The 21,969-nt window shown below is 68.9% G+C and carries 18 protein-coding genes and 1 tRNA gene; 5 read left to right on the forward strand and 14 right to left on the reverse strand.

What is annotated here, in order from left to right:
* Nucleotides 1-682 precede the first annotated feature (682 nt).
* Nucleotides 683-2,023 carry a tRNA guanosine(34) transglycosylase Tgt gene (tgt, locus tag JD292_RS10065; protein WP_439649272.1) on the forward strand — a complete coding sequence of 447 codons (1,341 nt, stop codon included), beginning with the start codon at nt 683-685 and terminating at the stop codon, nt 2,021-2,023.
* Nucleotides 2,024-2,054: 31 nt separating this feature from the next.
* Here tgt and JD292_RS10070 read toward each other — a convergent pair whose 3' ends face one another.
* The 5 genes from JD292_RS10070 to JD292_RS10090 are packed head-to-tail and all read right to left on the reverse strand — an operon-like array spanning nt 2,055 to nt 7,727.
* The gene (locus tag JD292_RS10070; RefSeq protein WP_233614106.1) at nt 2,055-2,828 is read right to left on the reverse strand and encodes a queuosine precursor transporter; all 774 of its coding nucleotides are present in this window, start codon (nt 2,826-2,828) and stop codon (nt 2,055-2,057) included.
* Entirely contained in the window at nt 2,821-3,816 is a 996-nt protein-coding gene (locus JD292_RS10075) for an NAD(P)/FAD-dependent oxidoreductase (protein ID WP_200132628.1), read from the reverse strand. Before JD292_RS10075 ends, JD292_RS10070 begins: the two co-directional genes overlap by 8 nt.
* A gap of 28 nt (nt 3,817-3,844) precedes the next feature.
* Entirely contained in the window at nt 3,845-5,368 is a 1,524-nt protein-coding gene (gene gltX / locus JD292_RS10080; protein WP_200132629.1) for a glutamate--tRNA ligase, read from the reverse strand.
* A gap of 11 nt (nt 5,369-5,379) precedes the next feature.
* The gene (locus JD292_RS10085; protein WP_200132630.1) at nt 5,380-6,780 is read right to left on the reverse strand and encodes an MFS transporter; all 1,401 of its coding nucleotides are present in this window, start codon (nt 6,778-6,780) and stop codon (nt 5,380-5,382) included.
* On the reverse strand, nt 6,777-7,727 hold the full coding sequence (locus JD292_RS10090; RefSeq protein ID WP_200132631.1) for a LysR family transcriptional regulator: 951 nt from the start codon (nt 7,725-7,727) through the stop codon (nt 6,777-6,779). The genes JD292_RS10085 and JD292_RS10090 overlap by 4 nt, the downstream gene beginning before the upstream one ends.
* Nucleotides 7,728-7,819: 92 nt before the next feature.
* Between JD292_RS10090 and JD292_RS10095 the strand changes: the two genes are divergently transcribed.
* A complete protein-coding gene (locus tag JD292_RS10095) occupies nt 7,820-8,929 on the forward strand; it encodes an aminotransferase class V-fold PLP-dependent enzyme (RefSeq protein ID WP_200132632.1) in 1,110 nt (369 codons plus the stop codon).
* On the opposite strand, the gene rlmN is transcribed toward JD292_RS10095, so the two are convergent.
* The 5 genes from rlmN to JD292_RS10120 all read right to left on the reverse strand — a co-directional run bounded on the left by rlmN (nt 8,926) and on the right by JD292_RS10120 (nt 14,557).
* Nucleotides 8,926-10,251, reverse strand: coding sequence for a dual-specificity RNA methyltransferase RlmN (gene rlmN, locus JD292_RS10100; protein WP_200132633.1), 1,326 nt, complete (start codon nt 10,249-10,251; stop codon nt 8,926-8,928). The genes JD292_RS10095 and rlmN overlap by 4 nt on opposite strands.
* 147 nt (nt 10,252-10,398) lie before the next feature.
* Entirely contained in the window at nt 10,399-11,490 is a 1,092-nt protein-coding gene (locus JD292_RS10105; protein ID WP_200132634.1) for a carboxylate-amine ligase, read from the reverse strand.
* Nucleotides 11,491-11,552: 62 nt separating this feature from the next.
* Entirely contained in the window at nt 11,553-12,341 is a 789-nt protein-coding gene (locus JD292_RS10110) for a fumarylacetoacetate hydrolase family protein (RefSeq protein WP_200132635.1), read from the reverse strand.
* Nucleotides 12,342-12,343: 2 nt separating this feature from the next.
* On the reverse strand, nt 12,344-13,444 hold the full coding sequence (locus JD292_RS10115; RefSeq protein WP_200132636.1) for a branched-chain amino acid aminotransferase: 1,101 nt from the start codon (nt 13,442-13,444) through the stop codon (nt 12,344-12,346).
* A gap of 51 nt (nt 13,445-13,495) precedes the next feature.
* Complete coding sequence (locus JD292_RS10120; protein ID WP_200132637.1) at nt 13,496-14,557, reverse strand: 3-isopropylmalate dehydrogenase; 1,062 nt, start codon at nt 14,555-14,557, stop codon at nt 13,496-13,498.
* Between the two features lie 232 nt (nt 14,558-14,789).
* Between JD292_RS10120 and JD292_RS10125 the strand changes: the two genes are divergently transcribed.
* Nucleotides 14,790-15,305, forward strand: coding sequence for a hypothetical protein (locus tag JD292_RS10125; protein ID WP_200132638.1), 516 nt, complete (start codon nt 14,790-14,792; stop codon nt 15,303-15,305).
* A 291-nt stretch (nt 15,306-15,596) separates the two neighbouring features.
* Here the strand turns inward: JD292_RS10125 and JD292_RS10130 are convergent.
* From JD292_RS10130 to guaB1, 4 genes are all read right to left on the reverse strand, one after another.
* A tRNA-Glu gene (locus JD292_RS10130) sits at nt 15,597-15,669 on the reverse strand.
* 158 nt (nt 15,670-15,827) lie between these two features.
* The gene (locus JD292_RS10135) at nt 15,828-17,033 is read right to left on the reverse strand and encodes an AI-2E family transporter (RefSeq protein WP_200132639.1); all 1,206 of its coding nucleotides are present in this window, start codon (nt 17,031-17,033) and stop codon (nt 15,828-15,830) included.
* A gap of 29 nt (nt 17,034-17,062) precedes the next feature.
* Nucleotides 17,063-18,490, reverse strand: coding sequence for a threonine synthase (gene thrC / locus JD292_RS10140; RefSeq protein WP_200132645.1), 1,428 nt, complete (start codon nt 18,488-18,490; stop codon nt 17,063-17,065).
* Nucleotides 18,491-18,587: 97 nt separating this feature from the next.
* Nucleotides 18,588-20,093, reverse strand: a complete 1,506-nt coding sequence (gene guaB1, locus JD292_RS10145) for a GMP reductase (protein ID WP_200132640.1) — start codon at nt 20,091-20,093, stop codon at nt 18,588-18,590.
* A 222-nt stretch (nt 20,094-20,315) separates the two neighbouring features.
* Here guaB1 and JD292_RS10150 point away from each other — a divergent pair, with 222 nt between their 5' ends.
* Together JD292_RS10150 and mscL are read left to right on the forward strand one after the other, a co-directional pair.
* Nucleotides 20,316-21,224 (forward strand): DUF4190 domain-containing protein, encoded by a 909-nt coding sequence (locus tag JD292_RS10150; protein WP_200132641.1) that lies wholly within the window; start codon nt 20,316-20,318, stop codon nt 21,222-21,224.
* Nucleotides 21,225-21,406: 182 nt separating this feature from the next.
* Complete coding sequence (gene mscL, locus JD292_RS10155) at nt 21,407-21,853, forward strand: large conductance mechanosensitive channel protein MscL (RefSeq protein WP_200132642.1); 447 nt, start codon at nt 21,407-21,409, stop codon at nt 21,851-21,853.
* Nucleotides 21,854-21,969 lie beyond the last annotated feature (116 nt).

Below are 21,969 nucleotides of genomic sequence, written 5' to 3' on the forward strand. Positions count from 1 at the left end.
CCAACACCCAAACAGGATGCCAGGGATAAAAAATTTGGCATTTGACAATCAAGTGCACACTATTGAGTTCTCAAAGACCAGACACCACCCGTCAACCCCAACCAAGGAGCCTCCGAGAAGCTACTGTTCTGTTCACACCTTTTCGCGGGCTTCCGCTCGCACGAAAATGATCCGGCTTTCAAGCCGTTCACCATGTCGGTGTGATCGAGAATCTAACGTTACACGCTTTCAGGAATATTTGCAAACCTGAGTTTGTGTGATCTTCCGTTAGATCCGATGTCCGATTCGGTGCCAGTCGCTTTCGCGCCCTGCTCCGTCTCGCTGACAAGGGAATACATTACGCGGGCCGGCACCCCGGGGCAATTCGCGGTCGGACTCCGGGCGTGTCTCCGCGTCTTTCCGCGGTTTTTGCGTGTGCGGCCCATCGGAGCCAGAACCGTCGGACTACCGCGGAACGGCCCGAAACCGGCCCATTCCGGGTCGAACCCCCGGTTTCCCGGGCGTTTCGCGCCGAGTTGTCCCAGCGGTCTCCGCGTGATCGCGTGGTGACGTCGGGGCGCCTCAACTCCCACGGCGTCGACCTGCTCGTCGGCACCGCCCTCCCACCCCACGATCCGCTCCTCGGCACTGCCGTCCCACCCCGCACCGGTTCCCCTCCCGCTCCTGATGCTTAGATGGATCCGTGATTCAGGATCCCTCCACACCAGCCCCCTCCCCCGCCGACTTCGGGTTCTCCGTTTCCGCGCGACTCGAAACGGGTGGCGCGCACGCACCGGACGGCCGTCCCCTCGGCCGCGCCGGCACCATCACGACCCCGCACGGTCAGATCCAGACCCCCGCGTTCATTCCCGTCGGCACGAAGGCGACGGTGAAGGCGATGCTCCCCGAAACGGTTGAGCAACTCGGCGGCCAGGCCGTCCTCGCCAACGCGTACCACCTCTTCCTCCAGCCCGGACCCGACATCGTCGACGAGGCGGGCGGGCTCGGGAAGTTCATGAACTGGAGCGGTCCGACGTTCACGGACTCGGGCGGGTTCCAGGTGATGTCGCTCGGTGTCGGCTTCAAGAAGGTCATCTCCATGAGCGAGCAGGCGCACGCGGACGCCGAGGTGATCGCGAAGACGAAGGAGCGGCTCGCTCACGTCGACGAGGACGGCGTCACCTTCAAGTCATTCATCAACGGCGACAAGCACCGCTTCACCCCCGAGATCTCCATGCGGATCCAGCATCAGCTCGGCGCGGACATCATGTTTGCCTTCGACGAACTCACCACGCTCCTCAACACCCGCGCGTACCAGGAAGACTCCGTCCTGCGCACCGCCCGCTGGGCCGTCCGCTGCCTCGACGAGCACGCGCGCCAGACCGCCGAGCGATCGCACCGCCCCTATCAGGCGCTCTTCGGTGTCGTGCAGGGCGCACAGTACGAGGACCTTCGCCGCTCCGCGGCGCGCGGTCTCGCCGAGATGTCCGGCGCCGAGCATCCCGAGCAGACCTTCGACGGCTTCGGCATCGGCGGCGCGCTCGAGAAGAGCGAGCTCGCCCGGATCATCGGGTGGGTGAGCGAGGAACTGCCGGAGAACAAGCCCCGCCACCTGCTCGGGATCTCAGAGCCCGACGACCTCTTCGCCGGCGTCGCCGCAGGCGCAGACACCTTCGACTGCGTCGCACCGTCGCGGCAGGCTCGCGGTGGCACCCTCTACTCCTCGAACGGGCGAATCAACGCGAAGTCATCCGCGCAGCGCCGCCGCTTCGCCCCCATCGACGAGGAATGCGACTGCTACACCTGCCAGAACACGACCGCCGCGTACCTGCACCACCTGTTCAAGGCGAAGGAAATGCTCGCGTCGACCCTGGCAACGATCCACAACGAGCGCTACATCGTCCGGCTCGTCGACCGGATCCGGGCATCAATCATCGACGGAACCTTCGCCGAGTTCCGCGAGGACACCCTCGGGCGGCTCTACGGTCCCGACTCGGCACGCCTCGCCGCGAAGAACGCGGCGCCGCACGCCGCCGGCAACTAGGCCAGGCTCGGTTCGGCCCGGCTCTTCTCGCTCAGCGGGAGGAGCCGGCCTCGGCACCCCGCGCCTCGGCGGCCCGCACCCGAGCGATCACTCGCGTCGTGATCGGGAGGAGCACCACCTCGGCGAGCACCTTGATCGCATAGCCGAGGGCGGTGTACCCGAGGAAGTCCCAGCCCTCAAGGACGCCGAAGAACGCGATCGTGCAGAACACGATCGTGTCGACGAGCTGCCCGACGATCGTCGAGCCGATGAGCCGGGTCCTGAGAAAACGGCCGGCCGTGCGGCGACGCATCCGATCGAGCACCCAGGCGTTCACGAGCTGCCCGGCCAGGAAAGCGCCGAGGCTCGCGGCGACGATCCGAGGAACGAAGCCGAGCACGGACTCGAAGGCCGCCTGCTGCTCCCATCCCGGCGCGGCCGGCGAGAGCTGCACGATCCAGATCGTCAGTGACATGAGGACCGACAGCACGAAGGCCGTGAAGATGGCGCGGCGCGAAGCCTTCAGGCCGTAGACCTCCGCGAGGACATCGCCGATCACGTAGACGAGAGGAAACAGGAACACTCCCCCGTCCACGATGAACGGCCCGAAGGCGATGAGCTTGACCGCAACCACGTTAGACACGAGCAGGAGCCCGACGAAGGCCGCGACGACGATCGCGTAGCGCGAACCCGCGGCGGCGGCGCGGCCGCCGACCGTCAGCGGGGCCGAGGCCAGGTGCTCCACGCCCGTCTCGGGGCGCTGGCCCGGCTCGCGCGCCTCGTTGCCGTTGCCCTGATCTGCCGCGACCATTCCGCGCTCACTCATCGACGAGGCCAACGCCGAGGGCACCGCGGATCATGTCCATGTTGAGCTTTGCTGCAACGCGGGCGCCGTTGCCGGCCGCGATGATGAGCTGCTGCGGACCGGGGGGAACGATGTCGCCGACCGCGTACACCCCGCGAATGGAGGTTTCACCGCGCTCACTGACCACGACGAGCCCCCAGTCGTCGCGCTCGACCTCGAGATCGCCCAGGAACTCGACGGGCGCGTGCCAGCGCGGTCGCACGAAGCCGCCGACGCGGGGGATGATCTCGCCGTCCGCGAGTCGCACCCCGGTCATGTCGGCGCGCTCCCCCACGATGTCATCGATCTGGCGACGCTCGACCCGGATGCCGATCGAGGCGAGCTGCGCCTCCTGCTCCGGGCGCACCGTGTCCGCGCCGTTCGTGAACACGATCAGATCCGAACTGAAACGGCTGATGAGGAGCGCGCGGGCGAAGAGGTCCGAGGTCTCACCGATCAGCACGAGCGGCTTATCGGTCTTCTCGAATCCGTCGCACTCGACGCAGCTGTGCAGGGCCGTGCCGTAGTAGGCGCGGATCATCGGGAGATCCGGCAGCTCCTCCGTGAGCCCGGCGGCGAGGAGAACACGGCGCGCAACGAACTCGACGTCGGAGCTCCCCCTGATCCCGGATCCGCGCACGCGGAACCCGATCCCATCGGGGAATCCCACCGAGAGGGCCTCCTCACGGGAGAGCGGAACGACCTCGCGGGCCGCGGCCTGGGCGAAGATCGCGGTCGGGTACTGCTCGAACTCCTCGCGGCCGAGACGGCGCAGCTCGAGCGGAGGAGCACCATCACGGGTGAGGAAGCCGTGCGACTGGAGCGTGGCCGAGTGCCGAGGCCGATTGCTGTCCAGGATCGCGATGCGGCGATTGGCGCGCACGAGCTGCAGCCCCGCGGACAGCCCGCCAGGGCCGCCGCCGATGATGGCTACCCCGATGGGGGCCACCTCGGGAACGCTCTCGGTCACGACTCCTCCTTCGTCCGTGGTCGGGCGGTTAGTTCGCGCCGAGCAGGTCCGCGAGCTTGCGCAGGCGCGCGAGGCTCTCCTCGCGCCCGAGCAGCTCGAACGATTCGAACAGCGGCGGCGACACGCGGCGACCGGACGCCGCGACGCGCAACGGCCCGAACGCGAGACGCGGCTTCAAACCCATCTCGTCGATGAGGGCGCCCTGCAGCGCCGCCTGGATCCGCTCGGTGGACCACTCGGACTCCGGCAGGGGCGCGAGCGCCGCAATGCCGGCGGCGAGCACCGCTGGGGCGTCCTCCTTGAGCGACTTCAGCGCGTCCTCCTCGTAGGTGAGCGCATCGCTCGTGGTGAAGAGGAAGCCGAGCATCGGCGCGACCTCGGACAGGACGGTGACGCGGCTCTGCACGAGCGGGACCGCACGACGGATCGTCTCGAGCTGGGCCTCGCTCGGCTCGATCGGCAGCACGCCGGCACCGATGAGGTAGGGCAGGATCCGCTGGCCGAAGTCCTCCTCGGTGAGGAGCCGGATGTGATCCGCGTTGATCGAGTCGGCCTTCTTCTGGTCGAAGCGGGCCGGGTTCGGGTTGACGTTCACGATGTCGAACGCCTCGATCATCTCCTCGCTCGAGAAGACATCGCGATCGGGGGCGAGCGACCAGCCGAGGAGCGACAGGTAGTTGAGCAGTCCCTCGGGAATGAAACCGCGCGCACGATGGTGCAGCAGGTTCGACTCGGGATCCCGCTTCGACAGCTTCTTGTTGCCCTCGCCGAGCACGTACGGCATGTGCCCGAACTGCGGGATCGCCTTCGCGATGCCGAGCTCGACGAGCGCGTGATACAGCGCGATCTGGCGCGGGGTCGAGGACAGCAGATCCTCGCCGCGGAGTACGTGCGTGATGCCCATCAGCGCGTCGTCGACCGGGTTGACGAGGGTGTAGAGGGGCGCACCGTTCGGGCGGACCACCACGAAGTCGATCGTGGAACCGGCGGGGAAGGTGATGTCGCCGCGCACGAGGTCGGTGAACGACAGGTCCGTGTCGGGCACGCGGAAGCGGAGCGCGGGCTCGCGGCCCTCTGCGCGGAAGGCCGCGCGCTGCTCCTCGGTGAGGTCGCGGTCGAAGTTGTCGTAGCCGTGCTGCTTCGGGCGGCCGTTGGCCTCGTTGCGCGCGTCGATCTCCTCGGCGGTCGAGAAGCTCTCGTAGAGGTAGCCGCCGGCGCGGAGCTGCTCGATGACGTCCTGGTAGATCTCGCCGCGCTGGGACTGGCGGTAGGGGCCGTGCGGGCCACCGACGTCGATGCCCTCATCCCAGTTCAGGCCGAGCCAGCGGAGCGAGTCGAGGATCTGGCCGTAGCTCTCCTCGCTGTCGCGCGCCGCATCGGTGTCCTCGATCCGGAAGACGAAGGTGCCGCCGGTGTGTCGCGCGTAGGCCCAGTTGAAGAGGGCCGTGCGGACCATGCCGACGTGCGGCGTCCCGGTGGGCGACGGGCAGAAGCGAACGCGCACATCGGCGCCGGTCGCATCGGAGAATCGGGGTGCAGAGGTCTCAGACATCATCGCCCATCTTACCGGTCGCCGGTGACCTTCGCGGGCTCCCGCGGGGCCGCAGCGGCTTCGCGGCCGCGCGCATTCCGCCGGGCGCGAAGACCGAGCTGAATCGAGGCCACGGCTCCCAACGCGAGGAGCACGGCGCACGTCGCGGCGAGGAAGGAGAAATCCCCGATCGCGAAGATCACGCCGGAGAGTGCCCCGGCGATCGCCCCGGCCGCGCTCATCGTCGCGTCCGAACGCCCCTGCCAGCGCGGGCGATCCGCCTCAGGGGTGAGCTCGGTCAGCAGCGCCGCCCCCGCCACCGTGACGGCGCTCCAGCCGAGGCCGAGGAGCGTGAGGGACACCTGCACGATGAGGTGCGACGGCCCCGCGATAAACGCGAGCACGATCGACAGGAGCAGCACCACGAGCCCCAGCACGACGATCGGGATCCGCCCGTAGCGACTCGCGAGCGTGCCGAACACCGGCGAGAGCGCGTACATGCCGGCGATGTGCAGGCTCAGCGTGAAGCCCACGATCTCGGGGGTGCCCTCATGGTGCATGAGGTGGAGCGGGGTCATCGCCATGAGCCCCACCATGATGGCCTGAGCGATCGCAATGACGACGATCACGAGAATCCGCGCACGACGGTCCCCCGTCGGCGGGGCCGCCGTTCCCGCGGCGCCCGGCGTCGATCCCCCGGCCGATTCCAGTCCGGAAACGGCCGAACGTGCCGCCTCCGCGATCTTCCGCGCGGTGAGCAGCGGGTCAGGACGCAGCCCGAACAGGTTGACCGCGGCCGCCAGCACCTGAGCCGCGAAGGCGAAGACGAATACTCCGGCGAGCTTCGGGATTCCCAGCGCATCGCCGACGACAGCGCCCGGTCCCACGAGGTTCGGTCCGACCACTGCGCCGACCGTGATCGCCCACACGACCAGCGAGAGGTCGCGCGCGCGCTTCTCGGGCTCGGCAAGGTCCGTGGCGGTGAAGCGGGACAGCAGCTGCACGGCGCTCGCGACGCCGAGCATGCCGAGCCCGATCGCGAGGAGCCACCACTGGCCGATCACGGTCGAGAAGATCGCGATCAAGGCACCGAACATGGCGACCGTGCTGCCGATGACGAGAGCCGGCCGGCGGCCGCGGCGACCCGCGAGGCGGGCGAGGGGGATGCCAGCGATCGCTGCGCCGGCGTTGAAGACGGACGAGGCGAGGCCGGAGATCGCATCGTTGCCGCTCACCTCAGCGAGGAGCAGGGCCCCGACCGAGAGCGAGGCGCCGACCCCGAGGCCGCCGAGCACGGTCGCGATGGAGAGCACCCAGACCGTGCGGCGCTGGAGCGGGCCGCCGCGCCGGGGCAGGTCTCCGGTTAAGCCGCCGGTGCCGGGCGCACCGGTTGCCTGGGGTGTCGGAGCCGAGGCCGATCCTGCCGCGCTCATGCGACGGGCTCCAGACCCCAGCGCGCGCCGTCCACGCCCGCGAGCAGGCGTTTCGCCAGGCGGACCTGGGGGCTCTCGTTGGCCGTGGCCATCGAGACGAGGCCGATCGTGCGATAGCGCGGCGGGTCGAGGCGGATCGCCCGCGCGTCCTCTGGCAGCGTCCTGGCCGCCGCGAGCGCGAGGCCGGGCACGAGCGCAACGGCCCCGCCCGCCGCGGCCATCGCGAGCATCGCTGGCACGTTGTCGGTCTCCTGGATGATGTCCGGCTCGAAGCCGGCCTCGCCGGCCGCGGCGAGCAGGTGGCCGCGGCACTTCTCGCAGCCCGCGATCCAGTGCTCCGCGGCGTAGTCACCGAGGTTCGCGGGATCCGTCGCGCTCGCTCGCTGGTCGGAAACGACGAGGCTGACCTCCTCGCGCCAGAGCGGCAGGAAGGCGCTTCCCGCCGGGAGCTCGTGGCCGCCCTCGTAGTCGAAGATGAGGGCGCAGTCGACCTCGCCGTCGCGAAGCATCTCGGTCGCGGCGGGCGGCTCGGCCTCCCGGTACTGCAGCGAGACATCGGGCGCCTCGACGCCGAGCTCGCGCATGAGCGCGGGGACGAGCGTCGCGGAGGCCGAGGGGAACCCGACCATGCGCAGGGTGCCCGCACGCTCCCCGCGCAGATCGTCGATTGCCGCGAGCGCCGCATCGATCTCGGCGACGACCGTGCGGCCGTGATCCGCGAGGATCCTGCCAGCGGTCGTGAGGCGGATGCCGCGTCCGCTGCGTTCGATGAGCGGAACCGCGAGACGGTTTTCCACGCGCTTGATGCGCTGGCTCACCGCGGGCTGGCTCAGGCCGAGGCTCGCGGCGGCCGCGGTGAGGGATCCCGTGGTGGCGAGCGCGTGGAGGATGCGGAGCTCGGTCGAGTCGATCGAACCGAGCGGATCGGCGCTGCGGATGGTGCTCATGCTGCCAGTGTACCCCGAACATAATCCTCGGTGAAGCAAAGCATAAGAATCATTCGCTTTCATTATGCGTCCGGCTCTTCTAGCCTGACGACATGGCAGCAACATCGACATTCGGGCCCTCCAGTATCGAAGAATCCCCAGTTTCCAACCGCGGGAGCGACTTCGAGACGCTGCGCGGCGAATTCACCGCGGGAAACGGGTATCTCGCCGCGTGCACCGCGGGCCTTCCTCCCCAGCGGGTGACCGCGGCGATGCACGCCTTCGTCGACGCCTGGGCAGCCGGGCGCCTCGACGCGCACGCGCTGGGCGACGTCGCCGAGCAGTGCCGCGCGCGCTACGCCGAACTCGCGGGGGTTGCGCCCGATCGCGTCGCGCTCGGCGGGCAGGTCTCCCAGCTCGTCTCCATCGTCGCGACGAGCGTCCCCGACGGCGCCGAGGTGCTGTGCGCCGCAGGAGACTTCTCCTCGCTCACCCACCCGTTCGAGCAGCTCGCCCGGCGCGGCGTACGCGTGCGCTACGCCCCGGTCGCTGAACTCGCACGGGCCATCACCCCGGAGACCGCGCTCGTCGCGTTCTCGCACGTGCAGTCAGCGACCGGCGAGGTCGCCGACGCGGACGGCATCCAGGCGGCCGCAGCCGCGGCGGGCGCCCGCACCCTCGTCGACCTCACCCAGTCGCTCGGCTGGCTCCCCACCGAAGCCGGCCGCTTCGACTACACCGTCTGCCACGCCTACAAGTGGCTCTGCGCCCCGCGAGGCACGTCCTTCATGACCGTTCGCGAGGGGCTCGACGACTCCCTCACCCCGATCGCAGCTGGCTGGTGTTCTGCCGACGACGTCTGGTCGTCCTGCTACGCGGGCAGCACCCCGCTCGCGGCGAGTGCTGGCCGCTTCGACCTGTCGCCGTCGTGGCCGCTGCTCGGGGGCACGCTCGCGGCGCTCGAGTTCTTCACCGAGCTCGACATCGACGAGGTCATGCGGCACGACATCGCCCTCGCCAACGCCGCGCGGGCCGTGCTCGGCCTCCCCGCGGGCAACTCGGCGATCGTGACCTGGCCGGACCCGGATGGAACCGAGCTGGCGAAGCTCAGCAACGCCGGCATCACCGCCTCCGGGCGCGCAGGAAACGCCCGAATCGCGTTCCACCTCTGGAACACGAAGGAGGACGTCGATCGGCTCGAGCGCGCCCTCCGCGCGAGCTAGGCGCCCGTCGCGGCCGCGATAGCCTCGGCGTCGCGGCGATCCTGCTCCGTCGCGACGAGCTGCCCGCACGCCCCGTCGATCTCCTTGCCGCGGGTATCGCGCAGGGTCGTCGGGATGCCGGCCGCGTTCAACCGGTCGACGAACTCGCGCGTCACCTCGCGGGTCGAGGACGTCCAGATCGAACCCGGGGTCGGGTTGAGCGGGATCGGGTTGACGTGCACCCAGCCGCGGCCGCGCGCGTTTAGCTTGTCGGCGAGGAGATCGGCTCGCCAGGCGTGATCGTTCATGTCCTTGATCAGGGCATATTCGATCGAGACGCGGCGCCCGGTGACCTCGTAGTAGTGATACGCGGCGTCGAGCACCTCCTCGACCTTCCAGCGGCTGTTCACGGGGATGAGCTCGTCGCGGAGCTGATCGTCCGGCGCGTGCAGCGACAGCGCGAAGGTGATCGGGATCTCCTCGTCCGCGAGCTTGCGGATCGCCGGAGCGAGGCCCACGGTCGAAACCGTGATCCCGCGCGCGGACATGCCGAGGCCCTCGGGCGACGGGGCGATCATGCGGTGCACCGCGTTCATCACGCGCTTGTAGTTCGCGAGCGGCTCCCCCATCCCCATGAAGACGATGTTGTTGACCCGCTCGGCTTCCGCGCCGTTGCCCGCCTCGCGCTTGCGCCCGAGGCCGCCCTCGGCGATCACGCGATTCGCCTGGACGATCTGGTCCAGGATCTCGGCCGTGGACATGTTGCGGGTGAGGCCAGCCTGGCCCGTCGCGCAGAACGGGCAGTTCATGCCGCAGCCGCACTGGCTGGACACGCACAGGGTGATCCTGCCCGGATAGCGCATGAGCACCGACTCGACGAGCGCGCCGTCGAACAGGCGCCACAGGAACTTGATCGTGTCGCCGTCATCCGTGACGAGCCGCTTCACCTCGGTGAGCAGCGGCGGGAAGAACGCCTCGACGAGCTTTTCACGGGCATCCTTGGGGATGTCGGTCATCTGCTCGGGATCCGTGGTCCGATGCTCGAAATAGTGCTTCGAGAGCTGCTTCGCGCGGAACTTCGGCAGGCCGAGCTCCACCACCTTCGCCTCGCGCTCCTCGAGCGTCATATCGGCGAGGTGGGTGTCCGGCTGCTTCACCCGCGGCGACGCGAACTGCAGGGTGGGACGCCCATCGGGGTTCGTGAGCTGCTTCCAGCCCTCCGTCTTCGGGCGCACCTGCGGGCGCGACCCGGCACTCGCCGGTCGCGTCTTGATCAGGCGCGGCGCTTCGGCCTTCTTCTCGGGGTCGGCGGCCGGGCCGTGGTTGAGCTTGTTCGGATCCATCGCCGTCTATTGTCGCACCCTCCGAACAGGAACGCCTGAACCGGGGGTGTCCCGGCGCTGTCCGCCTCGCTCCGAGTGCGCCGGAACGTGGACCGGGGATCGGGATCGGGGATCGGGATCGGGGATCGGGATCGGAGGCGCGCGGTCCTAGTCCCCCGCCGCGTCGTACACGCCGAGGAGCCCCGCGATCCCCCCTGCACGCCACGCCGCCAGCTGCCGCTCCGCAGGACCGCCGTCACGCTTCCGTGCGGCGAGATACCCCTCGACGCGGGCGAGATCACCCGCGTCGCTGAGATCCTCTCCCACGTGGTCGAGCAGCGCGTCGAGCACCTCCGCAGCCGCTCCCGGCCGCCAGGTGCGCGGATCGACGAGCTCACTCGCGAGGCCGTTGCGGGCGGCGAGCCACGAGGCGCCCCGGAGAATGTCCGGCTGCGCCGGCTCGAATTCGGTGCCGGCGGCGCCCTCGCGCAGCGCACGCGCCACGAGCGCGCGATAGATCAGCGCGTACGCCACCGCTTCCTCCGAGCTCAGCTGAGCATCCGCGAGGCGGATCTCGATCGTCGGGAACTTCGCGGAGAGGCGGATCGACCAGTTCACCAGGGCGCGATCCAGCAGGGCGCCGGCGTCGACGAGCCCGTCGACGACCCGGTCGTACTCCTCGGCGCTCGCGAAGTGCGGCGGATACCCGGAGGACGGCCACTGCTGCAACGAGAGATAGCGCCAGCTCGCGTACCCGGTCTCGTCCCCGAGCCAGACCGGCGAGTTCGCCGTGAGCGCGATGAGGAGCGGCGTCCACGGCGCGATGCGGGCGACGGCGTCGATCCCGGCATCGCGCGACGGCACCTCGACGTGCACGTGCGTCCCGGTCGAGTAGTAGCGGGACACCATGCCGCGCATCGTCCGGTTGATGTCCACGTAGCGCTTCGTATCGACGACGGTCCCGGGGATCTCTCCGCCCAGCGGCGGCAGGCCGGCCCCCGAGAGCACGAGCCCGTTGCGTCTCGCCTCGCGCGAGGCCGCGACCCTGAACTCGCGGAGCGATCCGATCGCCTCGTCCGCGGTGTCGCAGATCGGCGTGGCCGTTTCGAGCTGGCTGTGGAAGAACTCGTGCTCGGCGCGGAGCTCGGGCAGCGCGGCGATGATCGCGTCCGAACCGTCACGCGGTCGCCCGGTTTCGGCGTCGAGCAGCAGGAATTCCTCTTCGACGCCGAACCTTGGCGCGCGCTTTGCTTCAGTCACCGTTCAGACCTGCCCTTCCTAGGGGCTCCCAGTGTTGCACGTGCCGAGGCGAACGGACCTGATCAGGAGACGGTGTTACGAAGAATTCCGATACCCTCAACCGCCACCTCGACCGTGTCGCCCGCTTCGAGGCGCCCCACGCCGGCCGGCGTGCCGGTGAGAATCACGTCGCCCGGAAGCAGCGTGAACGCCTGCGAAGCGTGCGCGACGATCCTGGACAGCGGGAAGATGAGCTGCGACAGGCGCGCGTCCTGCTTCACCTCGCCGTTCACGCTCGTGGTGATGCGCGCGTCGGCGAGATCGGGATCGGTCTCGATCACCGGCCCGAGCGGGCAGAACGTGTCGAAGCCCTTGCCGCGGGTCCACTGGCCGTCCGCGATCTGGAGATCGCGCGCCGTGACGTCGTTGGCGCAGGTGAAGCCGAACACGTACTTCAGCGCGTCCTCCTCGGGGACGTCCTTCGCGACGGCGCCGATCACCATCGCGAGCTCACCCTCGAACTCCACGCGATCAGAAATCGCCGGTCGCACGATCGCATCGTCCGGCCCGATCACAGAGGTGTTCGGCTTGAGGAACAGCAGGGGCTCCTCCGGGACCTCCCCGCCTGTTTCGCTCTTCATCTCCTCGACGTGATCGAGGTAGTTCTTCCCGACGCACACGACCTTCGACCGCGGAATCACGGGGGCGAGCAGGCGCACCTTCTCGAGCGGGATCCGACGGCCGGTCGTGTCGTAGCCGGCGACGATCGGATCGCTCACAAGCTCGACGACCTCGACGCCCTCGCCCGATTCGGCGCGGTCGAGCACGCCGTAGGAAATCTCTCCCTCGTACTGGAAGCGCGCAACCTTCATGATCAGGCCTCCTTCGCGGGGACGATCACGTCGAGCCAGCCGTGCGTGTCCTCGCGGAGGCCGAACTGGATCCCCGTGAGTTCTTCGCGGAGCGACATCGTGAGTTCGCCGGGGGCGGCATCGCCGAAGTCGATCGTGAAGTCGCTCGACTTGAGCGAGCCGATCGGGGTGATCACCGCGGCCGTTCCGCAGGCGAACGCCTCGGAGATCGTGCCGTCCGCAACGCCCTCGCGCCACTCCGAGACGGTGACCGCGCGCTCCTCCACACGAAGGCCTCGATCCTTCGCGAGCTCGATCAGACTCCGACGCGTGATCCCCGAGAGGATGTTGCCGTTCAGCGCGGGGGTGATGAGCGTCCCGTCGGTACGCACCAGGAACAGGTTCATTCCGCCGAGCTCGTCGATCGTGTCCTCGGTCTGCGTGTCCGTGAACAGCACCTGCTGGCAGCCGTTCTCCGCGGCCTCCTGCTGGGGCAGCAGCGAGGCGGCGTAGTTCCCTCCGCACTTGGCTGCGCCGGTGCCGCCGTGGCCGGCGCGCGCGAGATCCTGCGACAGCCAGATCGAAACCGGCTTCACCCCGCCCGAGAAGTACGGTCCTGCCGGGCTCGCGATCACGAGGAAACGCGCGCGCTCCGCCGACCGCACGCCGAGGAAACTCTCGTCGGCGATCATGAACGGGCGCAGGTACAGGCTCTGATCCTCACGCGTCGGCACCCAGTCGGCGTCGATGCTCACGAGCTCGTGAATCGCCCGAACGAACAGCTCCTCGGGGATCTCCGGCAGCGCGAGGCGGCGCGCCGAGTCATTCAGACGCTGCGCGTTCGCCTCGGGGCGGAACGTGACGATCGACCCATCGGGGCGACGATACGCCTTGAGCCCCTCGAAGATCTCCTGGCCGTAGTGCAGCACCGAGGAGGCCGGATCCATCGGGATCGGGCCGTACGGAATCACCTCGGCGTCGTGCCACCCCTGATCCTTCGTCCACACGATCGAAACCATGTGATCGGTGAAGTGGTTGCCGAAGCCGGGGTCGACGAGCAGCGCCTCGCGCTCCTCGGGCGACAGCCGTGCGGCCTCGGTGTGGCGGAATTCCAGGTTCGTCATGCGTGCACTCTCTTGCGTGGGTTCGGTTCAGGTGATGCGGGTCGCCGCGGGCTAGGCCCGTGCCGGAAGCTGCTCGATCACGGCGTCGCCGATCTCCGCGGTCGCGCGCTGCGCGTCACCGCGGGAGGCGAGGTCCGAGCGAACGGCGTCGCGGATGCGCTCGCCCTCGGACTCGAGGCCCAGGTGATCGAGCATCAGTGCCGCGGACAGGATCGCCGCGGTCGGGTCCGCCTTCTGCTGCCCAGCGATATCGGGAGCAGAACCGTGAACGGGCTCGAACATGCTCGGGAACGCGCCGCTCGGATTGATGTTTCCTGAGGCGGCGAGCCCGATGCCACCGCCGATCGCACCGGCGATGTCAGTCAGGATGTCTCCGAAGAGATTATCAGTGACGATGACGTCGAATCGCGCGGGGTCCTGCACCATGTGGATCGTCGCGGCGTCGACGTGCATGTAGTCGACGGCGATCTCCGGGTACTCGGAGGCGACGGCCTCGATGATCCACTGCCACATCGCCCCGGCGAACACGAGCACGTTGGTCTTGTGCACCCAGGTGAGCTTCTTGCGGGGCCGCTTCTGCGCGGTCTCGAAGGCGTAGCGGACCACGCGCTCGACACCATAGGCGGTGTTGACCGACACCTCGGTTGCGACCTCGTGCGGCGTTCCGGGGCGCAGGCGGCCGCCGTTGCCCGCGTACGGCCCCTCGGTGCCCTCGCGCACGACCACGAAGTCCACGGCACCGGGATCCTTGAGCGTCGACGCAACGCCGGGGAAAAGGGTGCAGGGCCGCACGTTCGCGTAGTGGTCGAAGTCGAAGCGCAGCTTCAGCAGCAGCCCGCGCTCGATGTTCGCTGCCTTCAGCCGCGGATCTCCGGGGACACCGCCGACCGCGCCAAACAGGATCGCATCGTGCTCGGCGATCGCGGCCTGCTCAGCCTCGGGAAGCGTCTCCCCCGTTGCGAGGAAGCGCTCCGCACCGAGCTTGAACTCGGTGCGCTCGAGCGCGACGCCAGACTCCTCGAGTGCCGCGTCGAGAACGCGATTCGCCTGCTCGATCACCTCGGGGCCGATGCCGTCTCCGGGGAGAACTGCGAGCTTGATGGTGCGGGTCACGTGGCGCTCCTCTTCGTGCCTGGACAGAGTGCTTCCAGCATAGACCGGGGCGGACGCGGCTGGACTCGCGATCTGATCGGCGCGGGATGCGTCGCTCAGCCCACACTGAGGCAGATGGAACGACGCGAGGGCGTTTCTCACCCTCGTATCCGATACTCGATCCGTTGCGGGCGAGATCGGACTCGGCCGCGGTGGGCAGCAGTCGACCCGATCTGAACGACGAAGGGCGGAGATGTCAGCAGATCGATCCTTCCTCCACTGGACTTCGGCGGGCCTTGTCGCCCTGCCGCCCGCGCTCATGTGGCTCGTGGCGCGCAAACTCACGATGCTCATGCGAGAGGCGCCGGATCACTGGAGCGACGCCTCCGAGGTCGCCGCGGCGAGGCGCGTCCACGAGACGTTCTGGGCCGACGTGTCCCCCGCGTTCCTGTGCGCCATGATCGCTCTGGCGCTCGCGCTGCGGTTCGGGGCGGAGACGAGACGCTTGACCGCCGCCGCGGCCTTTGGGACCCTCGCGCTTCTCTCGAGCGGCTTCTCCTGCGCGTGGTTCGTCGGCGTGAGCATCTCGTTGAATCAGACCGAGGAACGGGAGTTCCCCACCTTTCCGCTGCTGTGGGGCGCGCTGTTCTGGGCGACGCTGACGGCGATCGTCGCGGGGTCGGGGTACCGTCAGCGCCGGCGCGAGTCCCGGCGGCGCGGGAGAGCCGCTCGGGCGGACGGCACGCGCGATCGTGCGGGCGCGCGCTGATCGCAGGGAAACGCAACGCGTTTCCGCCCAGCGCGCGGCGGGCCCACCGGCCCGCAACCCGCACAGCGGGTTCGAATCCCGCCCACCCCCAGAAACACCGAAAGCCCCACCCGAAGGTGAGGCTTTCGTTCCGGTGACCCCAGCGGGCGCGCGCTGATCGCAGGGAAACGCAACGCGTTTCCGCCCAGCGCGCGGCGGGCCCACCGGCCCGCAACCCGCACAGCGGGTTCGAATCCCGCCCACCCCCAGAAACGCCGAAAGCCCCACCCGAAGGTGAGGCTTTCGTTCCGGTGACCCCAGCGGGATTCGAACCCGCGTTACCGCCGTGAGAGGGCGGCGTACTAGGCCGCTATACGATGGGGCCGGACGCTGTTCAGGGCTTGGGATTTTCTCCCGCTGCCCCGGCAACTCGTCTATCTTTGCACAGGCCCGAGCATCACGCCAAATCCGGCCGCGACTCCCGGGTGTGTCTCCCGGAATGACGGGCGACACGCCTGCGCGGGCCGCCCGTTCGTCCGGCTGTTACTCTTCCTCGCCCGGGCGTGGACGGAACCACTTCGCTGGGAGGTCGGGGCCGTCCCACACCTTGATCGCACCCCAGGCCACCGCGGCGATCGGGACAGCGAGCACCGCGCCGAGGATCCCGCCGAGCACGGTGCCGATGGTCAGGGCGAGCAGGATTACGAGCGAGTGGAGTTTGAGCGCGCGACCCATGAGGACGGGCTGGAGGAAGTTGCCCTCGAGCTGGTTCACGAGGACGACGACGCCGACGACCAGGACCGCGTTGAGCGGACCGTTCGCGACGAGGGCGACGAGGGCCGCGAGAATTCCCGCGAGAGTGGCGCCGACGATCGGGATGAACGCCGTGACGAACACCAGCACGGAGAGGGGCACCGCGAGAGGCACCCCGAGGATGAGCAGGCCGATCCCGATGCCGATGGCGTCAACGAGTGCCACCGCGGCGGTGCCTCGGACGTAGGATCCGAGGGTCTGGACCGTGCGTTCGCCGACGCGGTTGGCGCGGGCGAGGGCGCTTCCGGTGAACGGTCGCGTGACGAACTTCCAGATCCGCGGGCCGTCCTTGAGGAAGAAGAACAGCACGACGACCATCAGGATGAACCCGGTGACGAAGCTCGTCACCGCGCTCACGCCCGCGAGCGCGCCCGAACCGAACTGGCTGCTCGTGAGGAAATCGACGGCCTGTTTCTGCAGATCGCCGAGCTGTTCGGCGAGTTTGCCGTCGCTCGGCATGAACGGGAGCGTGTGGATCCAGTCGACGACCTGCGTGAAGCCGCTCTGCGCCTGAGCCCCCAGTTCGTCCCACTGGTCGCGTACGGCCCACACGATCAGCCAGCCGACGCCCGTGAGGAGCAGCACGATCGTGAGGAGCATGAGCACGGCCGCGAGTGCCGGCGGCACCCTGCGGGCGGCGAGCCAGCGCATGACCGGGGCGAAGGTGCTTGCGAAGATGAGCGCGAGCAGCACCGGGATCACGACCACGCTCAGCGCGCGCAGCCCGATGATGAAGAGCGCCGTGAGGGCGAGGACGATGATGATCTGCAGCGCGCGCGTGGCGATGCTGCCGAGTCCGTCGCCCCAGAGTCGCGAGGCGCGCGCTTCGGGCGGCTTGCCGGGGGCGTCTCCTCGGCCCGCTCGGATGCCGGTCCCCCGTTCAACGGCCGCGAGCCGGAGCTCGAGTTCTTCTGTGCGGTGTCGTCGTCCAAACATTGCGGTGCCTCTCCCGGGGTGTGTCCCGGTTACTTGACGGCGCGCGCCGCGATGAAGGCGCGCAGTTCCGTCTCGTCGTCGTCCATTTCAGTTACGTGCTGGGGAAGTTCGAGCAGACCGGCAAGGTGCTCGGGCATTCCGAGCCTGAGCCCGGTCGCCTCGAGGACGATTTCGGGGAACTTCTCGGGCTTCGCTGTTTCGAGGACGAGCATCGGCACGCCGTCTTCGGCGTGCTCGCGCGCCACCTTCACGCCGTCCGCCGTGTGCGGGTCGATCACGATTCCGGTGGCCTCGTGCACCTGGCGGATCGTTGCGACGCGATCGGCGTGGGTGCTCGTGCCGCTCTGGAAGCCGAACTCCTCGAGGAAGCGGGGCAGCTCGGCGGAGAGGTCGATCCTGCCGGTCTCGTCGAGTTCGCGCCACGCGGCGGCGAGGCGCTCGGGGTCGCGGCCGAGCAGGTCGAAGATGAAGCGCTCGAGGTTCGACGCCTTCGAGATGTCCATCGACGGGCTCGAGGTGGCGTGGGTGTCGGCGGCGGTACGGGGCGTGTAGACGCCGGTGCGGAAGAACTCGTCGAGCACGTTGTTCTCGTTGGCTGCGAGGACGAGGCGTCGGATCGGCACCCCCATCGCCTTCGCGAGGTGCCCGGAGAGGATGTTGCCGAAGTTGCCGGACGGCACGGTGACGGAGACCTCGAACGATCCTCGCTCCTCCGGCGCGACCGCGTCGCTCGCGCGGAGCCACGCCCACACGTAGTAGACGATCTGCGCGCTGATGCGGCCGAGGTTGATCGAGTTGACGGTGCCGAGGGCGTTGGCGCGCTTGAACTCGAGGTCGCCGGAGAGCGACTTCAGGAGGTTCTGGCAGTCGTCGAAAACGCCCGCGATCGCGATGTTGTGGATGTTGTCGTCCGTGAGCGAGTACATCTGCGCGCGCTGGAAGTCGCTCATGCGACCCTGCGGGGACAGCATGAACACCCCGATGCTGTCCTTGCCGCGGAGCGCGTACTCGGCGGCCGAACCGGTGTCGCCGGAGGTCGCTCCGATGATGTTGAGTGTGCGGTCGGTGTGAGCGAGTGCGTATTCGAGCGCCTGGCCGAGGAACTGCATCGCCATGTCCTTGAAGGCGAGCGTGGGACCCTCTGAGAGCCCGACGAGGGTGAGTCCGCCGTCGAGCGGGGTGAGCGGCACGATCGACTCCGCCACGAACTTCTCCGGAGCGTAGGCGTCGCGGCAGAGCCGCGCCAGGTCCTCGCGCGGGATATCGGTGGCGTAGCGGGAGAGCACCTCTGTTGCGAGCGAGGGGTAGTCGAGTGCCCGCCACGACTCGAGCGTTTCGGCGTCGATCTGCGGAATCGATTCGGGCACGACCAGGCCACCGTCGGTTGCGAGCCCCTCGAGGAGGATCGCGCTGTAGGGGGCCGGCTCCATGCCGCCGCGGGTCGAGATGTACTTCACCATGCTCCTTCGCTCGTATGCTTCGTTCAGTCTATTCGGGGCCGTCGGCCGGAGCGGGTATGCCCCGCGACGGGTCCGGGTCGGCGTGGGGCATCCGCTACCAGCTCACCGGGAGCGCCTTCCCCTCCTCATACCCGGCCGCCGACTGGAGGCCGACCCGCGCGCGCACGTGGAAGTCGGAGAGGTTCGCCGCACCGGCGTAGGTGAACGAGGATCGCACGCCCGAGGTGATCATGTCGAGCAGGTCCTCGATCCCGGGGCGCTGCGGATCGAGGTAGATCTTCGAGGATGAGATCCCCTCGGCGAACAGCTCTTTTCTCGCTCGCTCGAACGCGTCGAGCGCGCCGAAACGGCCCTGCACCGCCTTCGTGAACGCCATTCCCCAGGATTCCTTGTACTGCCGGCCGTCCGGCTCGGTGACGAGGCCGCCGGGTGATTCGGCCGTGCCTGCGAACCAGGATCCGATCATGATCGATGAGGCCCCGGCGGCGAGCGCGAGCGCGACATCGCGCGGATACCTGACCCCGCCGTCGGCCCAGACTGCCGCGCCGAGCTCACGCGCGGCCTGCGCGGTCTCGAGCACCGCGGAGAACTGTGGGCGCCCCACCGCGGTCATCATTCGGGTGGTGCACATGGCGCCGGGCCCGACGCCGACCTTCAGGATCGAGGCCCCGGCCCCGACGAGGTCGCGCACCCCGTCTGCCGTGACGATGTTGCCCGCGACGATCGGCAACCCGAGCCCGAGTTCGGCGACGGCCGCGATGGCCCGCAGCATTCCCTCTTGATGACCGTGGGCCGTATCCATGACGAGCACGTCCGCTCCGGCGGCGGCCAGCGCGCGCGCCTTGGTCGCGGGGTCTCCATTAATGCCGATGGCGACCCCGACCGCGAGGCGACCCTGCGCGTCGAGCGCTGGCCGATAGATGGTGCGGCGCAGCGCAGATCGCTCGGTCAGGATGCCGACGAGCGACGTTCCCTCCGCGTCCGCGACCGCGACCGCTGCGGCGTCGCCGTCGGCCGACTCGAGTGCCGCATACACCGCGTCGAAGCCCGAGCGCGGGTCCGTGAGCGCGGTGATCGGGACGGTGGGCGCCGCCCCCCGCACGAGATCGTCGAGCCTAGCGTCACCGGGAACCCCGGAGAGTCGCTCAGCACTCAGCACACCGCGGAGTGCCGACACTGCGGGGCGCGCGCCCGGAAGCGATGGCGATCCGGATCCGGCTCCCGAGACCACCGCCACGCACTGGCCCTGAGCGCGGGGAATGTGCCGCAGCGCTTCCTCGGCCGTGGCCTCCGGCGGGAGGATGACCGGGGTATCCACTTCGACCGGCTGCGCTTTCACCCACCGGATGGCCTCCTCCATGCGGGAGAGCTCGAGATCCTGCGGGAGCACGGCGAGGCCTCCTCTCCGCGCGAGCACGGCCGCGAGGCGCGGACCGGATACGGCGTTCATGTTGGCGGCCACGAGCGGGAGGGTCGCGGGGGTGCCGTCTCGCGGCGCGAGGTCGACGTTGAGCCGACTCCCCACCTCTGACCGCCGAGGAACGAGGAAGACGTCCGAGTAGGTGAGGTCGACCGTGGGCGGGGCGCCGATGAATTCCATGCCCCCAAAGCTAGGCCATGCCGCTGACATTCGCGGCCGCCCCGCAGCGAGTTCCGCCAACGATCTCACGGCCCAGATCCTGAGAGTTCCCTTAGGATGGCTAATGTGACTCCGACGAGTCGCCCCCGCTCTACACGGTTGCCACGGTCCGCCACCCCGCGCTGGCGACAGGAAAACCGCGTCGGATCGGGTCCCCGAACGCAGAAGGAGCACTGACAGGCGATGTCCGATCCCACACTCCCCGAGAACGAGCAGGGCAAGCAGCCCGAATCTCCCAAGTCCCACGCACCGGAGCAGCCCCAGCCGCCGTTGCAGCCGGGCTCCTCCGCGCAGCCGCCGCAGCCGATGCAGCCGCCGCAGTCGGTTCAGCCGCCCGTGATCCAGCCGCCGAGCGCCCCGTACTCCGTGCCGGGTGTCGCCCCGGCCGCCCCCGGCAACGCGGACGGCGACGTACCGACGCCGCCCGCTCCCCCGGTCCCGCCGCAGCCCGGTCAGCCGATGGCTCCCCAGGGCGCGCCTCAGGCCCCGATGAATACGCTCGCAATCATCTCGTTCGTCGGCGCATTCTTCATCGGCCTCGTCGGCGTCGTCTGCGGTCACATCTCGCTCAGCCAGATCAAGAAGACCGGGGAGCGCGGGCGCGGCTTCGCACTCGCCGGCACGATCATCGGTTACGTGCAAATGGCGATCGTGATCCTTGCGATTGTGTTCTCCTTCATCGTGGCTGGCATCGCCACGACCGCTGGCATGGCGACGCTCAACGAGATCGATCGTTCCGCTTCAGCTTCCTCATCGGAGGAGCTCACGGAGTCCGCGTCACCGGGCGACTCAACGACCGAGGGCACCGAAGGATCCGAGAGCGCGACGCCGCCCGCCGGCGGCGATCTGTCGCCTGAGTACTGCGCAGCAGTCAAGGATCTCGCAAAGGTGAGCTCTGCGAACGCAGAAGACTCCGCAGCACTGACGTCCGCCCTGAAGAAGGTCGGATCCGTGGGTGAAAGCAACTCCCAGGTGTACTCGGACATGGTGAAGTACATCGAGGACCCCCAGTACGCGGCCAGCTCCGCGGGAACAGACACGCTGAGCAAGTTCACCGACGTCTTTACGTCGGACATGCTGGCCTGCGGCTGAGTCCTCACGCGGAGCGCCTCCCCAGGGGGCTGCGCTCCGCGTGAGACCCTCGGGCGCCGCCTGCCGGTCGCGTGCCGAAACGTATCCGCGCGGAACGGATTTCGGCATCACCGCGCGCCCCTCTTCAAGCAATACCCCTGGTCAGGCTACTGTTGTCCCGATCAACTTCACGGAGGAAATATATGTTCAAGGGTTTCAAGGAGTTCCTGCTGCGCGGGAACGTGGTCGATCTCGCCGTCGCAGTGGTGATCGGCGCAGCATTCAACACGGTCGTCGAGAAGGTTGTCGCTGCGCTCTTCAACCCCATCATCGGCTTGTTCCTCAACGCAGACTCGTTCGACAAGGCAGCCATGGTCCCGCTCCCCAACGGCGATCACATCGCCTTCGGCGTGATTATCGGCAGCGTCATCAACTTCCTGATCGTTGCGGCGGTCGTCTACTTCGTGTTCGTCCTCCCGATGAACAAGCTCCGCCCGAAGGCAGAGGAGGCCCCCGCTGGCCCGGATTCCGAGGAGCTCCTCGCCGAGATCCGCGATCTGCTCCGCGAGCAGGGCCAGGCTCGCTCCGCTGCCGCCCCGCAGGCGCCGGCACCGGGCTCGACGCCGGGCGAGGGCACGCACCGCCACTAGTCCGCGACTCGAGCCGCGCCGAGCGGCTCGCAACGGACACGCGCAGAGGGGTGGGGCCGGGAAAGCGGGGCCACCCCCCGGAGCCGCCGCGGGGGGTTTAGCGGGGGGCGCCGGGA

This window comes from Leucobacter edaphi (assembly GCF_016522535.1).
Taxonomy (GTDB): domain Bacteria; phylum Actinomycetota; class Actinomycetes; order Actinomycetales; family Microbacteriaceae; genus Leucobacter; species Leucobacter edaphi.

Coding starts and splice junctions, on each gene's coding strand:
- mscL (WP_200132642.1), top strand. CDS start 21,407: ATGTTCAAGGGTTTCAAGGAGTTCCTGCTGCGCGGGAACGTGGTCGAT.
- JD292_RS10090 (WP_200132631.1), bottom strand. CDS start 7,727: ATGAGCACCATCCGCAGCGCCGATCCGCTCGGTTCGATCGACTCGACC.
- JD292_RS10150 (WP_200132641.1), top strand. CDS start 20,316: ATGTCCGATCCCACACTCCCCGAGAACGAGCAGGGCAAGCAGCCCGAA.
- JD292_RS10070 (WP_233614106.1), bottom strand. CDS start 2,828: ATGAGTGAGCGCGGAATGGTCGCGGCAGATCAGGGCAACGGCAACGAG.
- guaB1 (WP_200132640.1), bottom strand. CDS start 20,093: ATGGAATTCATCGGCGCCCCGCCCACGGTCGACCTCACCTACTCGGAC.
- JD292_RS10115 (WP_200132636.1), bottom strand. CDS start 13,444: ATGACGAACCTGGAATTCCGCCACACCGAGGCCGCACGGCTGTCGCCC.
- JD292_RS10085 (WP_200132630.1), bottom strand. CDS start 6,780: ATGAGCGCGGCAGGATCGGCCTCGGCTCCGACACCCCAGGCAACCGGT.
- JD292_RS10135 (WP_200132639.1), bottom strand. CDS start 17,033: ATGTTTGGACGACGACACCGCACAGAAGAACTCGAGCTCCGGCTCGCG.
- JD292_RS10110 (WP_200132635.1), bottom strand. CDS start 12,341: ATGAAGGTTGCGCGCTTCCAGTACGAGGGAGAGATTTCCTACGGCGTG.
- JD292_RS10125 (WP_200132638.1), top strand. CDS start 14,790: ATGTCAGCAGATCGATCCTTCCTCCACTGGACTTCGGCGGGCCTTGTC.
- rlmN (WP_200132633.1), bottom strand. CDS start 10,251: ATGGATCCGAACAAGCTCAACCACGGCCCGGCCGCCGACCCCGAGAAG.
- JD292_RS10095 (WP_200132632.1), top strand. CDS start 7,820: ATGGCAGCAACATCGACATTCGGGCCCTCCAGTATCGAAGAATCCCCA.
- gltX (WP_200132629.1), bottom strand. CDS start 5,368: ATGTCTGAGACCTCTGCACCCCGATTCTCCGATGCGACCGGCGCCGAT.